Genomic DNA, 15,412 nt, shown 5'->3' on the forward strand with positions numbered 1-15,412 from the left:
TAAATTACAAAATATAGTGTTAATATATTATTAATCACACCATCTATTTTACAATAGAAACATCACTTTATGGTTATAGCTAAAAAAAGAGGATTCGTTATGAATCCTCTTTTAAAAACGTGTGTTTTTTTTGAAAAAATGAACAAACCAGATACTAACATAATCTTATTATGTAATATCTAGGGTTCTTTCATTAATAAAAAGTTTAGTAAACCAAAAGTTTCTATTATTACGCTTTAATTTACTTTTTAATCTTAAATGCTTTTTCTTTCGGATAATAAGCAACAACACCCAATTCTTCTTCTATACGAAGTAGTTGGTTGTACTTAGCCATTCTATCACTACGAGAAGCTGAACCTGTCTTTATTTGACCAGTATTTAACGCCACTGCTAAATCAGCAATTGTATTATCTTCAGTTTCACCAGAACGATGAGACATCACAGAAGTGTAACCTGCATTATGAGCCATATTCACAGCTGCAATAGTTTCGGTTAATGTTCCTATTTGATTCACCTTAATCAAAATTGAATTAGCAATACCATTTTCAATTCCTCTAGATAATCTTTCTACATTGGTAACAAATAAATCATCACCTACCAACTGTACCTTATCCCCAACCTTATCAGTCAAGTATTTCCAACCATCCCAATCATTTTCATCCATTCCATCTTCAATAGATATAATAGGGTATTTAGAAGCTAACTCAGCTAGATAATCTGCTTGTTCTTCACTTGTTCTTATTACACCAGTCTTTCCTTCGAATTTTGTGTAATCGTATTTACCGTCTACAAAAAACTCAGCAGCTGCACAATCTAAAGCTACCATAACTTCATCTCCAAACTTATATCCCGCTTTCTCTACTGCTAAAGCTATAGAATCTAATGCATCTTCTGTTCCATCTAATGTCGGTGCAAAACCACCTTCATCTCCAACTGCGGTACTTAATCCTCTATCGTGAAGTACTTTCTTTAAATTATGAAAAATCTCTGTACCCATTTGCATAGCATGAGTAAAGTCTTTTGCCTTCACTGGCATTACCATAAACTCTTGAAAAGCAATTGGGGCATCACTATGCGATCCTCCATTAATGATATTCATCATTGGCACCGGCAGTGTATTAGCACTAACTCCTCCAACGTATCTATACAATGGCATATTTAATTCATTTGCAGCAGCTTTTGCTGCTGCCAATGAAACACCTAATATTGCATTAGCACCTAATTTAGATTTATTAGGAGTTCCATCTATTTCTATCATAGTTTGATCCAATAAATTTTGATCAAACACAGAATATCCTAATAATTCTTCTGCGATTATAGTATTTACATTTTCAACCGCTTTTTTAACCCCTTTACCCATATAGTCACTACCACCATCTCTTAGTTCCACTGCTTCGTGTTCTCCTGTTGAAGCTCCTGAAGGAACAGCAGCTCTACCTAAAACACCATTTTCGGTAATCACGTCAACTTCTACTGTTGGGTTACCACGTGAATCTAAAATTTGTCTGGCGTGAATATTTATAATTACACTCATTTTTGATTTGTTTTTGTTGGATAATTTTAATTCTTCGCAATATACAAAACCGGTAAATTTAAATACCTCAGAAAATCTCTTAATTTATTGCTTAAACCCTAGTAAACACGACAAGTTATCAACTATAACGTTATAGATCAACCTATTATTCGGAGTACAGAATATTTACAATAAACTTCAAATTCTAAGCTTCTACCTTTGTATTTTTTATATTATTTATAAATTGATCAAATAGATAAACTGAATCATTTGGACCGGGACTAGCTTCTGGATGATATTGAACTGAAAAACAATTTTTACTTTTCATTCTCATACCAGCCACAGTATTATCATTAAGATGTACATGGGTTATTTCTACATCTGGGTTGCTTTCTGCTTCTTCTCTATTAATAGCAAAACCGTGATTCTGTGACGTTATCTCTCCCTTACCTGTAATTAAGTTTTTAACAGGATGATTTATACCTCTATGGCCATGATGCATCTTATAAGTACTAATGCCATTTGCCAATGCAATTACTTGGTGCCCCAAGCAAATTCCAAATAGTGGTAAATCTTTTGAAATAATTTCTTTTGCAGTCTCTATAGCCTGAGATAATGGTTCAGGATCACCAGGACCATTTGACAAGAAATAACCATCAGGTTGCCATTCACTCATTTCATCAAATGTAGCATCATAAGGAAATACTTTTATATACGCATCTCTTTCTGCAAGATTACGTAGTATATTCTTTTTCACTCCAATATCTAAAGCAGAGATTTTATAAGTTGCATCTGGATTACCAAAAAAATACGGTTCTTTAGTAGAAACTTTAGAAGCTAATTCTAATCCATTCATATCCGGAACAGCTGCTAATTGCTTTTTCAATGCATCAATATCATCAATTTCTGTAGAAATCAATGCATTCATTGCTCCATTATCTCTAATATAACTAACTAGTGCTCTAGTATCAACATCGGATATAGCAAGTAAATTATTTTTTTCAAGAAAATCCTGTAAAGAGCTATCGGCTCGATCACGTGAAAACTCATAACTAAAATTCTTCACAATTAAACCTGCTATTTTTATCGAATCAGATTCCACCTCTTCAATATTAGTTCCATAATTACCAATATGTGCATTAGTAGCAACCATCAATTGTCCAAAATAAGATGGGTCTGTAAAAATCTCTTGATATCCTGTCATTCCAGTATTAAAACATACTTCACCAAATGCTGTTCCTTCTTTTCCTACAGCTTTGCCATAAAAAATCGTGCCGTCTGCTAATAAAACAATTGCTTTCTTTCGAGATTGATATTTCATCCTTTATCTTTTTTAATATTAAAATTCCCTTTCAAGGACTTAGACTTTTTTTATAAAAATTCAAAAAAAAAGGATAAACGATGAACGTTTATCCTTTATAACTATGTGTATATCACATTTTTCATTTATTCTTCTTCCGAACTTGGAGTTTCTACTACTGGTGCAGTTTCTGCTTTTTTAGTCCTACCTCTACGAGTAGATTTCTTTTTAGCAGGTTTACCGGCATTGTATAATTCGTTGTAATCAACTAATTCTATCATCGCCATATCCGCATTATCACCAAGACGATTACCTAATTTGATAATTCTTGTATAACCTCCAGGTCTATCACCTACTTTCGCAGCAACATCTCTAAACAATTCTGCCACAGCATACTTGTTACGAAGCTTACTAAAAACAAGACGTCTATTATGCGTTGTGTCTTCTTTAGACTTAGTTACTAATGGTTCTACAAACTGTTTAAGTGCTTTTGCTTTTGCCACTGTAGTATTTATTCTCTTATGTTCTATAAGAGAACAAGCCATATTAGCAAGCATAGCTTTACGATGTGCAGTTTTTCTACCTAAGTGATTTACTTTTTTTCCGTGTCTCATGACATTAAAATTTAAACACCATCTTGCTCGATCTACCTCGTGTAGAGAGCAAAATATGATGTGTTAGTCTTTATCTAATTTATATTTAGAAAGATCCATACCAAAATTAAGTCCTTTAACATTTACTAGCTCTTCTAGCTCAGTTAAAGATTTCTTACCAAAGTTACGGAACTTCATTAAATCATTTTTATTGTATGATACCAAATCTCCCAAAGTATCTACTTCTGCAGCCTTTAAACAATTAAGTGCTCTTACAGAAAGATCCATATCGATCAATTTAGTTTTCAACAATTGTCTCATATGTAATGATTCCTCATCATATGTTTCTGTTTGTGCTATCTCATCAGCCTCTAATGTTATACGCTCATCAGAGAATAACATAAAGTGGTGTATAAGAATCTTAGCAGCTTCAGTTAATGCATCTTTAGGATGAATTGAACCATCAGTAACAATTTCAAAAACCAATTTTTCGTAATCAGTTTTTTGTTCTACACGATAATTCTCAATACTATACTTAACATTTTTGATAGGTGTATATATAGAATCTGTGAAGATTGTACCTATCGGAGCATTGGCTTTCTTATTTTCTTCTGCAGGAACGTATCCTCTTCCTTTTTCTATAGTAATCTCTAGGTTAAGAGCTACTTTTTTATCCATATTACAGATAACCAAATCCGGGTTAAGAACCTGAAAACCTGAAATAAATTTTTGGAAGTCTCCAGCAGTTAATTGCTCTTGACCAGAAATTGAAATTGTAACCGATTCATTATCGATATCTTCAATCTGACGTTTAAAACGTACCTGTTTAAGATTAAGAATAATCTCTGTTACATCTTCTACAACTCCAGAAATAGTAGAAAATTCGTGATCTACCCCTTCAATTCTTAAAGAAGTTATAGCGAATCCCTCTAAAGAAGATAGCAAAACTCTTCGTAAAGCGTTACCAACTGTCAATCCGTACCCAGGTTCTAATGGTCTAAATTCAAATTTACCATCAAACTCACTAGAGTCGATCATGATAACTTTATCGGGCTTCTGAAAATTTAATATTGCCATATTATTGTTTCTTCTAAGAGTTATTACTTCGAATATAATTCGACGATGAATTGTTCATTAATATTTTCCGGAATTTGAATTCTTGCCGGAACCGATACGAAAGTACCTTCTTTTGTATCATTATTAAAAGTAATCCACTCGTACACTTTACTATTGTTAGCAAGAGAGTTTTGGATAACTTCTAATGATTTTGATTTTTCTCTTACCCCAACAACATCACCAGGCTTCAATTGGTAAGAAGGAATATTTACTAATTCTCCATTTACAGTTATATGTCTGTGAGAAACTAATTGTCTAGCTCCTCTACGAGAATTTGAAAGTCCCATTCTAAAAGCAACGTTATCTAAACGAGATTCACATAATTGAAGTAAAACTTCACCTGTAATACCTGTAGATCTTGTCGCTTTTTCAAACATATTTCTGAACTGACGTTCTAATACTCCATATGTGTATTTAGCTTTTTGCTTCTCCATTAACTGGATTGCATATTCACTTTTCTTTCCTCTTCGTCTGTTATTTCCGTGTTGACCAGGAGGATAATTTCTCTTGTCGAATGACTTATCATCACCGAATATCGCTTCTCCAAACTTACGAGCGATCTTTGTTTTTGGACCAGTATATCTTGCCATTTTCTTATTAATTTAATTGTTGAGGAGGATATGAATTAAGGTCACTTTCCTTCGATAATCCTTTGTTCCTCATTTGACTTACTTTAATTATAATATAAAACATAAAAGATCCCGAAAATATTCGGGATGCATTTACTTATACTCTACGTCTTTTTGGAGGACGACAACCGTTATGAGGCATTGGAGTTACATCAATAATTTCTGAAACTTCAATTCCTGAGTTATGAATAGAACGTATTGCAGATTCTCTTCCGTTCCCCGGACCTTTAACGTATACCTTTACTTTCTTCAGCCCAGCTTCGATAGCAACCTTAGCAGCATCTTCCGCAGCTAATTGTGCAGCATAAGGTGTGTTCTTTTTAGAACCTCTGAATCCCATTTTTCCAGCTGAAGACCAAGAAATTACGTCTCCTTTTTTATTTGTTAACGAAACAATAATGTTGTTAAAAGATGCTGTTACGTGTGCTTCTCCTACTGACTCAACAATTACTTTACGTTTTTTTGAAGTTGACTTTGCCATACTACTTATTATTTAGTTGCTTTTTTCTTGTTAGCAACTGTTTTTCTTCTTCCTTTACGCGTTCTAGAATTATTCTTAGTACGTTGACCTCTAAGTGGTAAACCTGCTCTGTGACGAATACCTCTGTAACATCCTATATCCATAAGACGTTTGATATTTAACTGTACTTCAGAACGTAATTCTCCTTCTATGGTATAGGCTCCTACAGCTTCACGAATACGACCAATCTGGTCATCATCCCAATCAGAAACTTTAATACTTTCATCTACTTTGGCAACGTCTAAAATTTCTTTAGCTCTACTTCTACCAATTCCGAAGATATAGGTTAATGCTATAACTCCTCGCTTTTGTTTAGGTATATCTACCCCTGCAATTCTTGCCATAATTACCCTTGTCTTTGTTTAAATCTAGGATTCTTTTTATTAATTACGTAAAGTCGGCCTTTTCTACGCACAATCTTGCACTCGGCACTTCTCTTTTTTATTGATGCTCTAACTTTCATCTCTTTGTGTTTAAATCCTGAAAATACTTAGTAAGCATTTCAGAAGGTCTCGTTAACAAGATTTTCAGCCCGCAAAAGTACGTAAAAAATCTTAATTAACTAATATTCTTAAAATTATTAGTATCTGTATGTTATACGAGCCTTAGATAAATCATAAGGACTCATTTCTAACTTCACCTTATCTCCTGGTAATAATTTAATATAATGCATACGCATTTTACCTGAAATATGAGCTGTCACTACGTGACCATTCTCTAATTCTACTCGAAACATTGCATTTGATAAAGCTTCGATTATACTCCCGTCTTGTTCTATTGCTGGTTGTTTTGCCATTTTATGCTACCGCTTTTCTATTTTTACCAGTTTTCATCAATCCATCATAATGCCTATTCAATAAATATGAATTAACCTGTTGCATTGTATCTATAGCAACTCCAACCATAATTAATAATGAAGTCCCACCGAAAAACAATGCCCAACCTTGTTGAACACCTAAAAGCTTTACAGCTATCGCAGGAAAAACAGCAATTAACGCTAGGAAAATAGATCCTGGTAATGTTATTTGTGACATGATCTTATCTAAATACTCTGCAGTCTCACTACCTGGTCTAATTCCAGGTATAAAACCACCACTTCTTTTTAAATCATCAGCCATTTTATTCGTTGGAACGGTAATCGCAGTATAGAAATATGTAAATATTATGATTAATAATCCAAATAATAAATTATACCATAATCCAAAAATATCGCTAAAAGCAGCAGCTATTCCTTGCGAAGTTTCTGACTCAGAAAGACCAGCAACAGCAGCAGGAATAAACATAATAGCTTGAGCAAATATAATTGGCATTACTCCTGAAGCATTCAACTTTAATGGAATATATTGTCTTGAACCAAAAACGTTCTTTTCATACCCTCCACTAGCAGTTCTTCTAGCATACTGCACAGGAATCTGACGAACAGCCATTACCAATAATACAGATGCCAATATTATTACAAACCATATCACTAGTTCTATCAACACCATTATAATGTCTCCACCTTCACCAGATGTTCTAGAAATAAAATTCTGAACAAACGATTGAGGTAAAGTAGCGATAATACCAACCATTATTAATAATGAAATACCATTACCTATACCTTTGTCGGTAATCTTCTCACCCAACCACATAGCGAATATACATCCAGTAGTTAATATTATTACAGATGATACAACGAAAACAGTTTGGCTTATTTCCGTACTGAAGGCAGCAGGAGGTAGTGTAGCGAACAAGTTATAAATATAACCAGGACCTTGAACCAAGGTAATCGCAATTGTTAACCAACGCGTAATCTGATTAATTTTCTTTCTTCCACTTTCTCCTTCTTTTTGTAGTTTTTGCAAATAAGGAATAGCTATTCCCATCAACTGAACAACAATAGAAGCGGATATATAAGGCATAATCCCTAAAGCAAATACAGAAGCATTAGCAAATGCTCCTCCTGTGAATGCATTAAGCAACCCTAATAAACCATCTTGAGTTTGAGTACCCAAATTAGCTAATTCTGCCGCGTCAACTCCAGGTAAAACTACCTGCGCTCCAAAACGATAAACCAAAAGCAATCCCAGTGTAACTAGAATTCTATTTTTTAGTTCTTCAATTTTCCAAATGTTTTTTATTGTATCAATAAATTTCATGAAATGTCTTTTATAAGGTTACTGCTTCGCCGCCTGCTGCTTCTATAGCTGCTTTTGCAGTGGCTGTAAATTTATGAGCTGTGACTTTTAATTTAGCCTTTAACTCACCTCTTCCCAGTATCTTAACTAAATCATTCTTTCCTGCAAGACGTGTATTTAATAACACGTCTAAATCAACTGTATCAGTTATTTTACCAGCATCAACTAACTTCTGTAGCGTATCTAGGTTTATCCCTTGATACTCTTTTCTGTTGATATTAGTGAAACCAAATTTTGGTACACGTCTTTGAAGAGGCATTTGCCCACCTTCAAATCCTATCTTTCTAGAGTATCCAGAACGAGATTTCGCTCCTTTATGACCACGAGCGGCAGTTCCACCTTTTCCGGAACCCTGACCACGACCTAATCGCTTACTGTTATTTTTTACTGAACCTGCAGCAGGTTTTAAGTTACTTAAATCCATGTGCTTATATTATTTTGTTTCTACAGAAACTAAATGTTTAACTTTATTTACCATCCCAAGGATATTAGGAGTGTCATCATGCTCAACAACCTGACCGATCTTTTTAAGACCTAAAGCCTCCAGAGTTCTTTTTTGTCTCTGAGTACGGTTAATCGCGCTTTTTACTTTAGTTATTTTAATCTTTGCCATCGTTCCTATATTTATCCTTTAAACACTTTTTCAAGTGAAACACCACGTTGTTTTGCTACTTGCTCTGCACTACGCATTTGCAATAAAGCATCAAACGTTGCTTTCACCACATTGTGTGGGTTAGACGATCCTTGATTTTTAGAAAGTACATCATGAACACCAACTGATTCTAATACTGCACGGATAGCTCCACCAGCAATTACTCCTGTACCAGTTGCAGCAGGCATTAATAATACTCTTGCTCCACCGTACTTACCTTTTTGTTCGTGAGGTAATGTTCCTTTAGTTAATGGTATACGAACTAAATTTTTCTTAGCATCTTCTACTGCTTTTGCAATAGCTTCAGCAACTTCTTTAGACTTACCTAAACCGTGACCTACAACACCGTTTTCATCTCCTACAACAACAATAGCAGAGAATCCAAATGCTCTACCACCCTTAGTTACTTTAGTAACACGTTGTACTCCAACTAAACGATCCTTTAATTCAAGTCCACTTGGTTTTACTAATTCTGCGTTTTTATATTTTTGATACATAATTTCTTAGAATTTAAGTCCTGCTTCTCTAGCTCCTTCAGCTAATGATTTTACTCTTCCATGATATAAATATCCACCTCTATCAAATGATACAGTATCTATACCAACTTTCTTAGCTTTTTCAGCAAGGGCTTTACCTACCAAGCTTGCCTTTTCTGCTTTATTACCTGATGCAGCAGCAATATCTTTATCTCTTGAAGAAGCTGAACCGATAGTCTTACCGGTAACATCATCTATGATTTGCGCATAGATTTCTTTATTACTTCTAAAAACAGATAATCTAGGACGTTGTTCTGTTCCGCTTACTTTACCGCGGATTCGCTTTCTGATTTTTAATCTTCTTAAATCTTTTGAGAATGCCATAACTTCGTTATTATGCAGATTTACCTGCTTTTCTTCTTAATTGTTCTCCTACGAATTTAACTCCTTTACCTTTGTAAGGTTCTGGCTTACGGAAACCTCTAATTTTAGCAGCTACCTGTCCCACCAATTGTTTATCATGGGAAGTTAATTTTACGATCGGGTTTTTACCTTTTTCTGATATAGTCTCTATTTTCACTTCTGGAGCAACATCTAAAACGATATTGTGAGAGAAACCTAAAGCTAAATCTAATTTTTGTCCCTGATTAGAAGCTCTATAACCTACTCCAACCAATTCCAACTCTTTAGTAAAACCTTCAGAAACACCTTGTACCATATTGTTAATCAAAGCTCTGTACAAACCATGCTTTGCTTTATGATCCTTAGCTTCCGTAGGTCTTTCTAGAACAACCTGACCTTCTTCTACTTTCACATTGATAGCATCTATCTCTTGTGTAAGTTCTCCTAATTTTCCTTTAACAGTAACAACATTACCTGTCACTTCTACAGTGACACCAGACGGAATAGTTACTGGATTTTTTCCTATTCTTGACATTTCTTTTGTCTTTTATACTGTTAATATACGTAACAAAGTACTTCACCACCTACATTCTCCTGCTTAGCCTGTTTACCAGTCATTACACCGTGAGAAGTAGAAACAATCGCAATACCTAATCCGTTAAGAATTCTTGGTATCTCGCTAGATCCTGCATATTTACGTAGACCAGGCTTACTGATTCTTTGTAATTCTTTTATTACAGGTTCTTTGGTTAGTTTATCGTATTTAAGAGCTATCTTAATACTACCTTGTGTCGTATTATCTTCAAATTTATAACTTAAAATATATCCTTGATCGAATAATATTTTAGTGATCTCTTTTTTAACCTTTGATGCAGGGATCTCAACAACTCTATGTTGAGCACTATTTGCATTACGTATTCTAGTTAAATAATCTGCTATAGGATCTGTATTCATTGTATATAATTTATGATCTTGGTTTTCGGCTAGTATAGCCAAACCTTAGACCAATTAATTTTTTATTATTACCAACTAGCTTTAGTTACTCCTGGAATTAACCCTTGATTAGCCATCTCTCTGAATGTTACACGAGAAATTCCAAACTGACGCATATATCCTTTTGGTCTTCCTGTTAACTTACAACGATTATGCATACGGATTGGAGAAGCATTCTTTGGCAGCTTTTGTAATGCTTCATAATCACCAGCTTCTTTTAAAGCTTTACGTTTTTCAGCATATTTAGCAACTGTTTTTGCTCTCTTCACCTCACGGGCTTTCATTGATTCTTTAGCCATAATTAATTCTTTTTAAAAGGTAACCCTAGTTCTGTTAACAATGATTTTGCTTCTTTATCTGTTCCTGCAGAAGTTTCAAAAGTAATATTCATTCCTGAAATCTTATTCACTTTATCGATATCAATTTCCGGAAAAATAATCTGTTCAGTAATTCCTAAAGAATAATTACCTCTACCATCAAAACCAGTAGCATTAATTCCATTAAAGTCACGTACACGTGGCAAAGCTGAAGTAATTAAACGATCTAAAAACTCATACATTCTTTCTCCTCTTAACGTAACCTTAGCACCAATAGGCATTCCTTTACGTAACTTAAAAGTTGCAACATCCTTTTTAGAAATTGTAGCTACTGCTTTTTGACCTGTGATCATTGTTAATTCATCTACGGCGTAGTCAATTAACTTCTTATCTGCTACAGCTGCACCAACACCTCTACTTAAAACTATTTTTTTAAGCTTAGGCACTTCCATTACATTACCATAACTGAATTCTTCTGTAAGAGTAGACACTACTCTGTCCTTATACTCTTGTTTTAGTCTTGGGATATAAGCCATAACTATATTACTTCATTAGATTTTTTAGAAAATCTCACTTTCTTATCTCCTTCTACTCTATATCCTACTCTAGTTGCATCCCCATTAGCGGTTAACAATGTTAAGTTAGAAATATGAATAGCTGCTTCTTGCTTCACTATACCACCTTGTGGATTAGCTGCACTAGGCTTTTGGTGTTTAGACACAAGGTTAACACCTTCTACTATTGCCTTGTTCTTATCTTTCAATACCTTCTGTACAGTTCCCTGTTGACCTTTGTTGTCCCCAGCGATAACTTTTACAGTATCTCCTGATTTAATTTTTAGCTTTGTCATCTTTGCTATACTATTAAAGCACTTCTGGCGCTAGTGATACAATCTTCATGAACTGTTTGTCACGAAGTTCTCTTGCAACAGGACCAAAAACACGGGTTCCTCTCATTTCTCCAGCAGGGTTCAAAAGAACACAAGCATTATCATCAAAACGAATATAAGAACCATCTGGTCTGCGCACTTCTTTTTTGGTACGAACTACAACTGCAGTAGAAACTGCTCCTTTTTTAATGTTTCCATTAGGAGTTGCTTCTTTAACACTGACAACGATCTTGTCTCCTACAGAGGCGTATCTTCTTTTTGTACCACCTAAAACACGGATAACTAAAACTTCTTTACCACCTGTGTTGTCTGCTACTTTTAATCTAGACTCTTGTTGTACCATAATTACTTCGCTCTTTCAATTACTTCTACTAATCTCCAGCATTTGGTTCTACTCATAGGTCTTGTTTCCATGATCTTTACAGTATCACCAATATTGCAGTCATTTTTCTCGTCGTGTGCAACGTATTTTTTCGTTTTTAACACGAACTTTCCGTACATCGGGTGTTTTACTTTTTTTACTTCAGCAACTACAATTGATTTTTGCATTTTGTTACTAGTAACTACACCTATACGCTCTTTTCTTAAGTTTCTTTTTTCCATCTTTCAGCAGAATTAACCGTTTAATTCTCTTTTAGTTAACTCAGTAGCCATTCTTGCAATAGATCTTCTCACTTTACGTAATTGTAAAGGGTTCTCTAATGGAGACATAGCGTGAGCCATTTTTAAATCTGAATACTCTTTACGAGATTTACCAAGCTCTTCTTGCAATTCAGCTGTAGACGATTCTTTTACTTGTGATTGTTTCATAGTCTCTTTTGAATTTTAACCTTGATAGGTTCTTGACACAATAAACTTAGTTTTTACTGGCAGCTTCTGTGCAGCTAAGCGTAATGCTTCTTTAGCTACATCATATGGCACACCACTGATCTCAAATAAGATTCTTCCAGGCTTTACAACTGCCGCCCAGTATTCTACAGCTCCTTTTCCTTTACCCATACGTACTTCAAGAGGTTTCTTTGTAATAGGCTTGTCTGGGAAAATTTTAATCCACAGAGATCCTTCTCTTTTCATATAACGAGTAGCAGAAATACGTGCTGCTTCTATCTGTCTAGCAGTAACAAAACTTGAATCTAATGATTTGATTCCGAAAGTTCCGTTGGAAAGTGTATGTCCTCTTTGAGAAAGACCTTTCATACGTCCTTTTTGTTGTTTACGGAATTTTGTTCTTTTAGGCTGTAACATTGTTAATTTACTTTAAAAAATTACTTTCTACGACGTGATTTATTATTACCACCTCGTCCGGCTCCTCTATCGCCTCCTTTTCCTTGTTTCTTAGAAAGACCAACTAAAGGAGAAAGCTCTCTCTTACCATATACTTCGCCTTTCATAATCCATACTTTCACACCTAATCTACCATAAGTAGTATGTGCCTCAACCAAAGCATAATCTATGTCAGCTCTAAATGTTGATAAAGGAATACGACCATCTTTATAAGACTCCGAACGTGCCATCTCAGCTCCATTCAAACGTCCTGAAATCTGAATTTTGATACCTTCTGCATTCATTCTCATTGCAGCCGCAATAGCCATCTTAATTGCTCGACGGTAAGAGATACGACTCTCAATTTGTCTTGCAACACTAGATCCAACTAGAAATGCATCAAGTTCTGGTCTCTTAATCTCAAAGATATTGATCTGAACTTCTTTATCTGTAATTTTCTTAAGCTCTTCTTTTAACTTGTCTACCTCTTGACCACCTTTTCCGATAATTATACCAGGTCTAGCAGTAGTGATAGTAACGGTTACAAGTTTAAGCGTACGCTCAATAATTACTCTAGATACACTAGCTTTAGATAAACGTGCGTGTACATACTTTCTAATCTTATCGTCTTCGGCAAGTTTATCACCGTAGTCATTACCTCCATACCAGTTGGATTCCCATCCTCTGATGATACCAAGGCGATTTCCGATTGGATTTGTCTTCTGTCCCATACTATTTATATTAGCTTTGTGTATTATTTTTTGCTGCAACCACGATTGTAACGTGATTAGAGCGTTTTCTTATTCTGTGTGCACGACCTTGTGGAGCAGGACGTAGTCTTTTTAACATACTACCTCCATCTACACGAATCTCTTTTACAAAAAGGTCTGCTTCTTCGATGTTTGCGTCTTCATTCTTCGCTTGCCAGTTAGCTATCGCAGAAAGCAATAACTTTTCTAAACGACGAGATGCTTCTTTAGGATTAAATCTAAGAATATGAAGCGCTCTTTCAACTTTCTCACCACGTACCAAATCTGCTACTAAGCGCATCTTGCGAGGTGAAGTAGGACAGTTATTAAGCTTAGCAAAAGCAATCTGCTTTTTCTCTTCCTTAATTCTTTCTGCCATTTCTCTTTTACGAACTCCCATAGCTTAAATTATTTTTTACCTTTATTTTTAGCACCAGCGTGCCCTCTGAAAGAACGTGTTGGCGAAAATTCTCCTAGTTTATGACCTACCATATTCTCTGTAATATATACAGGAACAAATTGGCGACCATTATGCACTGCAATCGTCTGACCAACAAAATCCGGAGATATCATTGATGCTCTTGACCAAGTTTTTATCACAGTCTTTTTATTAGCCTCTACATTCGCAGCTACTTTTTTCTCTAACTTATAGTGAATGTAAGGTCCTTTTTTTAATGAACGTGCCATATCTTATTATTTCTTTCTACGTTCTACAATATACTTATTACTCGCTTTCGTCTTAGAACGGGTTCTAAATCCTTTAGCAGGAAGACCTTTTCTAGAACGAGGGTGACCTCCAGATGAACGACCTTCTCCACCACCCATTGGATGATCAACAGGGTTCATAGCTACTGGTCTTGTACGAGGACGACGACCTAACCATCTTCCTCTACCTGCTTTACCACCTACAACTAACTGATGATCACTGTTAGAGATAGCCCCTATAGAAGCCATACAATTAACTAACACCAACCTCACTTCTCCAGAAGGTAATTTTACAGTAGCAAACTTACCATCTCTAGCCATAAGCTGAGCAAACGAACCAGCACTACGTGCCATAACAGCACCTTGACCAGGACGTAATTCTATACAAGATATGATTGTACCTAATGGGATATCACTAAGCGGCATCGCGTTTCCTATTTCTGGAGCAACATTGCTTCCAGAAACAACATTCTGACCAACTTGTAGACCGTTTTGAGCTATAATATAACGCTTCTCACCATCTTGGTAATTTAGAAGCGCAATAAAAGCAGTTCTGTTTGGATCGTACTCTATTGTTGCTACGGTAGCAGGAATCCCCTGCTTATCACGTTTAAAATCAACAATACGATACCTTTTCTTATGACCACCACCTTTGTAGCGCATGGTCATTTTTCCTTGATTGTTTCTACCTCCAGATCTTTTTTTCGGAGCCAATAGGCTTTTTTCCGGCTTATCAGTAGTAATGGCATCATATCCATTAACTACTCTAAAACGCTGACCTGGGGTAATTGGTTTCAATTTTCTTACTGACATTTCTTAGTCTTAAAGATTACTATATAAATCAATTACATCACCTTCCGCCACCTGTACAATAGCCTTTTTAATAGCTTTTGTTTTACCAGTGACCATACCCGTTTTTGTATAACGAGTTTTACGGTCTGGACGGACATTAATAGTTCGAACTTTAGTAACAGATACTCCATAAGCAGCTTCAACTGCTTTCTTGATCTCTACCTTATTCGCTTTTTTATCAACTACAAAACCGTAGCGGTTATACACCTCACTATCAGCAGTAGCCTTTTCCGTAATAATAGGTTTTATTAAGATACTCATGGCTT

General features: G+C 35.2%; 28 protein-coding genes. All 28 read right to left on the reverse strand.

Translation table 11 applies throughout. The annotated features are described in order from the left end of the window. Positions 1-241: 241 nt before the first annotated feature. The 28 genes from eno to rplW all read right to left on the reverse strand — a co-directional run bounded on the left by eno (position 242) and on the right by rplW (position 15,407). Positions 242-1,534, reverse strand: a complete 1,293-nt coding sequence (gene eno, locus H526_RS0108025; RefSeq protein ID WP_027392527.1) for a phosphopyruvate hydratase — start codon at positions 1,532-1,534, stop codon at positions 242-244. 184 nt (positions 1,535-1,718) lie between these two features. Next, on the reverse strand, positions 1,719-2,834 hold the full coding sequence (gene carA, locus H526_RS0108030) for a glutamine-hydrolyzing carbamoyl-phosphate synthase small subunit (RefSeq protein WP_027392528.1): 1,116 nt from the start codon (positions 2,832-2,834) through the stop codon (positions 1,719-1,721). A 125-nt stretch (positions 2,835-2,959) separates the two neighbouring features. After that, a complete protein-coding gene (rplQ, locus tag H526_RS0108035; protein WP_027392529.1) occupies positions 2,960-3,427 on the reverse strand; it encodes a 50S ribosomal protein L17 in 468 nt (155 codons plus the stop codon). A 63-nt stretch (positions 3,428-3,490) separates the two neighbouring features. Beyond that, the gene (locus H526_RS0108040) at positions 3,491-4,483 is read right to left on the reverse strand and encodes a DNA-directed RNA polymerase subunit alpha (protein WP_027392530.1); all 993 of its coding nucleotides are present in this window, start codon (positions 4,481-4,483) and stop codon (positions 3,491-3,493) included. A 23-nt stretch (positions 4,484-4,506) separates the two neighbouring features. Then, on the reverse strand, positions 4,507-5,112 hold the full coding sequence (rpsD, locus tag H526_RS0108045; RefSeq protein WP_027392531.1) for a 30S ribosomal protein S4: 606 nt from the start codon (positions 5,110-5,112) through the stop codon (positions 4,507-4,509). 136 nt (positions 5,113-5,248) lie between these two features. Continuing rightward, positions 5,249-5,632, reverse strand: coding sequence for a 30S ribosomal protein S11 (gene rpsK, locus H526_RS0108050; RefSeq protein ID WP_027392532.1), 384 nt, complete (start codon positions 5,630-5,632; stop codon positions 5,249-5,251). An 8-nt stretch (positions 5,633-5,640) separates the two neighbouring features. Further along, positions 5,641-6,015 (reverse strand): 30S ribosomal protein S13, encoded by a 375-nt coding sequence (gene rpsM / locus H526_RS0108055; RefSeq protein WP_027392533.1) that lies wholly within the window; start codon positions 6,013-6,015, stop codon positions 5,641-5,643. 2 nt (positions 6,016-6,017) lie between these two features. Then, the gene (gene ykgO, locus H526_RS28650) at positions 6,018-6,134 is read right to left on the reverse strand and encodes a type B 50S ribosomal protein L36 (RefSeq protein ID WP_013621733.1); all 117 of its coding nucleotides are present in this window, start codon (positions 6,132-6,134) and stop codon (positions 6,018-6,020) included. Positions 6,135-6,251: 117 nt separating this feature from the next. Then, the gene (gene infA, locus H526_RS0108060) at positions 6,252-6,467 is read right to left on the reverse strand and encodes a translation initiation factor IF-1 (protein WP_010181908.1); all 216 of its coding nucleotides are present in this window, start codon (positions 6,465-6,467) and stop codon (positions 6,252-6,254) included. A 1-nt stretch (position 6,468) separates the two neighbouring features. Continuing rightward, on the reverse strand, positions 6,469-7,809 hold the full coding sequence (gene secY, locus H526_RS0108065; RefSeq protein ID WP_027392534.1) for a preprotein translocase subunit SecY: 1,341 nt from the start codon (positions 7,807-7,809) through the stop codon (positions 6,469-6,471). Between the two features lie 10 nt (positions 7,810-7,819). After that, positions 7,820-8,272, reverse strand: a complete 453-nt coding sequence (gene rplO / locus H526_RS0108070; RefSeq protein ID WP_027392535.1) for a 50S ribosomal protein L15 — start codon at positions 8,270-8,272, stop codon at positions 7,820-7,822. A gap of 9 nt (positions 8,273-8,281) precedes the next feature. Continuing rightward, complete coding sequence (gene rpmD, locus H526_RS0108075; RefSeq protein ID WP_027392536.1) at positions 8,282-8,461, reverse strand: 50S ribosomal protein L30; 180 nt, start codon at positions 8,459-8,461, stop codon at positions 8,282-8,284. Positions 8,462-8,472: 11 nt separating this feature from the next. Then, complete coding sequence (gene rpsE, locus H526_RS0108080) at positions 8,473-8,997, reverse strand: 30S ribosomal protein S5 (RefSeq protein ID WP_027392537.1); 525 nt, start codon at positions 8,995-8,997, stop codon at positions 8,473-8,475. Positions 8,998-9,003: 6 nt separating this feature from the next. After that, complete coding sequence (gene rplR, locus H526_RS0108085; protein WP_027392538.1) at positions 9,004-9,360, reverse strand: 50S ribosomal protein L18; 357 nt, start codon at positions 9,358-9,360, stop codon at positions 9,004-9,006. Between the two features lie 10 nt (positions 9,361-9,370). Next, positions 9,371-9,913, reverse strand: a complete 543-nt coding sequence (gene rplF / locus H526_RS0108090) for a 50S ribosomal protein L6 (RefSeq protein ID WP_027392539.1) — start codon at positions 9,911-9,913, stop codon at positions 9,371-9,373. Positions 9,914-9,933: 20 nt separating this feature from the next. Then, positions 9,934-10,332 carry a 30S ribosomal protein S8 gene (rpsH, locus tag H526_RS0108095; RefSeq protein ID WP_027392540.1) on the reverse strand — a complete coding sequence of 133 codons (399 nt, stop codon included), beginning with the start codon at positions 10,330-10,332 and terminating at the stop codon, positions 9,934-9,936. Positions 10,333-10,400: 68 nt separating this feature from the next. Continuing rightward, positions 10,401-10,670 carry a 30S ribosomal protein S14 gene (gene rpsN / locus H526_RS0108100; RefSeq protein ID WP_010181917.1) on the reverse strand — a complete coding sequence of 90 codons (270 nt, stop codon included), beginning with the start codon at positions 10,668-10,670 and terminating at the stop codon, positions 10,401-10,403. A 2-nt stretch (positions 10,671-10,672) separates the two neighbouring features. Continuing rightward, positions 10,673-11,224: a 50S ribosomal protein L5 gene (gene rplE / locus H526_RS0108105; RefSeq protein ID WP_027392541.1), complete on the reverse strand. Its 552-nt coding sequence runs from the start codon at positions 11,222-11,224 to the stop codon at positions 10,673-10,675. A gap of 2 nt (positions 11,225-11,226) precedes the next feature. Beyond that, positions 11,227-11,538 carry a 50S ribosomal protein L24 gene (rplX, locus tag H526_RS0108110; RefSeq protein ID WP_027392542.1) on the reverse strand — a complete coding sequence of 104 codons (312 nt, stop codon included), beginning with the start codon at positions 11,536-11,538 and terminating at the stop codon, positions 11,227-11,229. Positions 11,539-11,551: 13 nt separating this feature from the next. Next, positions 11,552-11,920, reverse strand: a complete 369-nt coding sequence (gene rplN, locus H526_RS0108115; protein ID WP_027392543.1) for a 50S ribosomal protein L14 — start codon at positions 11,918-11,920, stop codon at positions 11,552-11,554. A gap of 2 nt (positions 11,921-11,922) precedes the next feature. Continuing rightward, positions 11,923-12,180 carry a 30S ribosomal protein S17 gene (gene rpsQ / locus H526_RS0108120; RefSeq protein WP_027392544.1) on the reverse strand — a complete coding sequence of 86 codons (258 nt, stop codon included), beginning with the start codon at positions 12,178-12,180 and terminating at the stop codon, positions 11,923-11,925. 12 nt (positions 12,181-12,192) lie between these two features. After that, positions 12,193-12,387, reverse strand: a complete 195-nt coding sequence (rpmC, locus tag H526_RS0108125) for a 50S ribosomal protein L29 (protein ID WP_027392545.1) — start codon at positions 12,385-12,387, stop codon at positions 12,193-12,195. A gap of 15 nt (positions 12,388-12,402) precedes the next feature. Continuing rightward, positions 12,403-12,822, reverse strand: coding sequence for a 50S ribosomal protein L16 (gene rplP / locus H526_RS0108130; RefSeq protein WP_027392546.1), 420 nt, complete (start codon positions 12,820-12,822; stop codon positions 12,403-12,405). A 20-nt stretch (positions 12,823-12,842) separates the two neighbouring features. Continuing rightward, on the reverse strand, positions 12,843-13,571 hold the full coding sequence (gene rpsC / locus H526_RS0108135) for a 30S ribosomal protein S3 (RefSeq protein ID WP_027392547.1): 729 nt from the start codon (positions 13,569-13,571) through the stop codon (positions 12,843-12,845). A gap of 10 nt (positions 13,572-13,581) precedes the next feature. Then, positions 13,582-13,989 (reverse strand): 50S ribosomal protein L22, encoded by a 408-nt coding sequence (gene rplV / locus H526_RS0108140; RefSeq protein ID WP_027392548.1) that lies wholly within the window; start codon positions 13,987-13,989, stop codon positions 13,582-13,584. Between the two features lie 8 nt (positions 13,990-13,997). Then, positions 13,998-14,276 (reverse strand): 30S ribosomal protein S19, encoded by a 279-nt coding sequence (rpsS, locus tag H526_RS0108145; protein WP_027392549.1) that lies wholly within the window; start codon positions 14,274-14,276, stop codon positions 13,998-14,000. Between the two features lie 6 nt (positions 14,277-14,282). Beyond that, positions 14,283-15,107 carry a 50S ribosomal protein L2 gene (gene rplB / locus H526_RS0108150; protein WP_027392550.1) on the reverse strand — a complete coding sequence of 275 codons (825 nt, stop codon included), beginning with the start codon at positions 15,105-15,107 and terminating at the stop codon, positions 14,283-14,285. Between the two features lie 9 nt (positions 15,108-15,116). Further along, positions 15,117-15,407, reverse strand: coding sequence for a 50S ribosomal protein L23 (rplW, locus tag H526_RS0108155; protein ID WP_027392551.1), 291 nt, complete (start codon positions 15,405-15,407; stop codon positions 15,117-15,119). Positions 15,408-15,412: the final 5 nt, after the last annotated feature.

The organism is Aquimarina latercula DSM 2041, assembly GCF_000430645.1.
In the GTDB taxonomy this organism is placed as follows: Bacteria; Bacteroidota; Bacteroidia; order Flavobacteriales; family Flavobacteriaceae; genus Aquimarina; species Aquimarina latercula.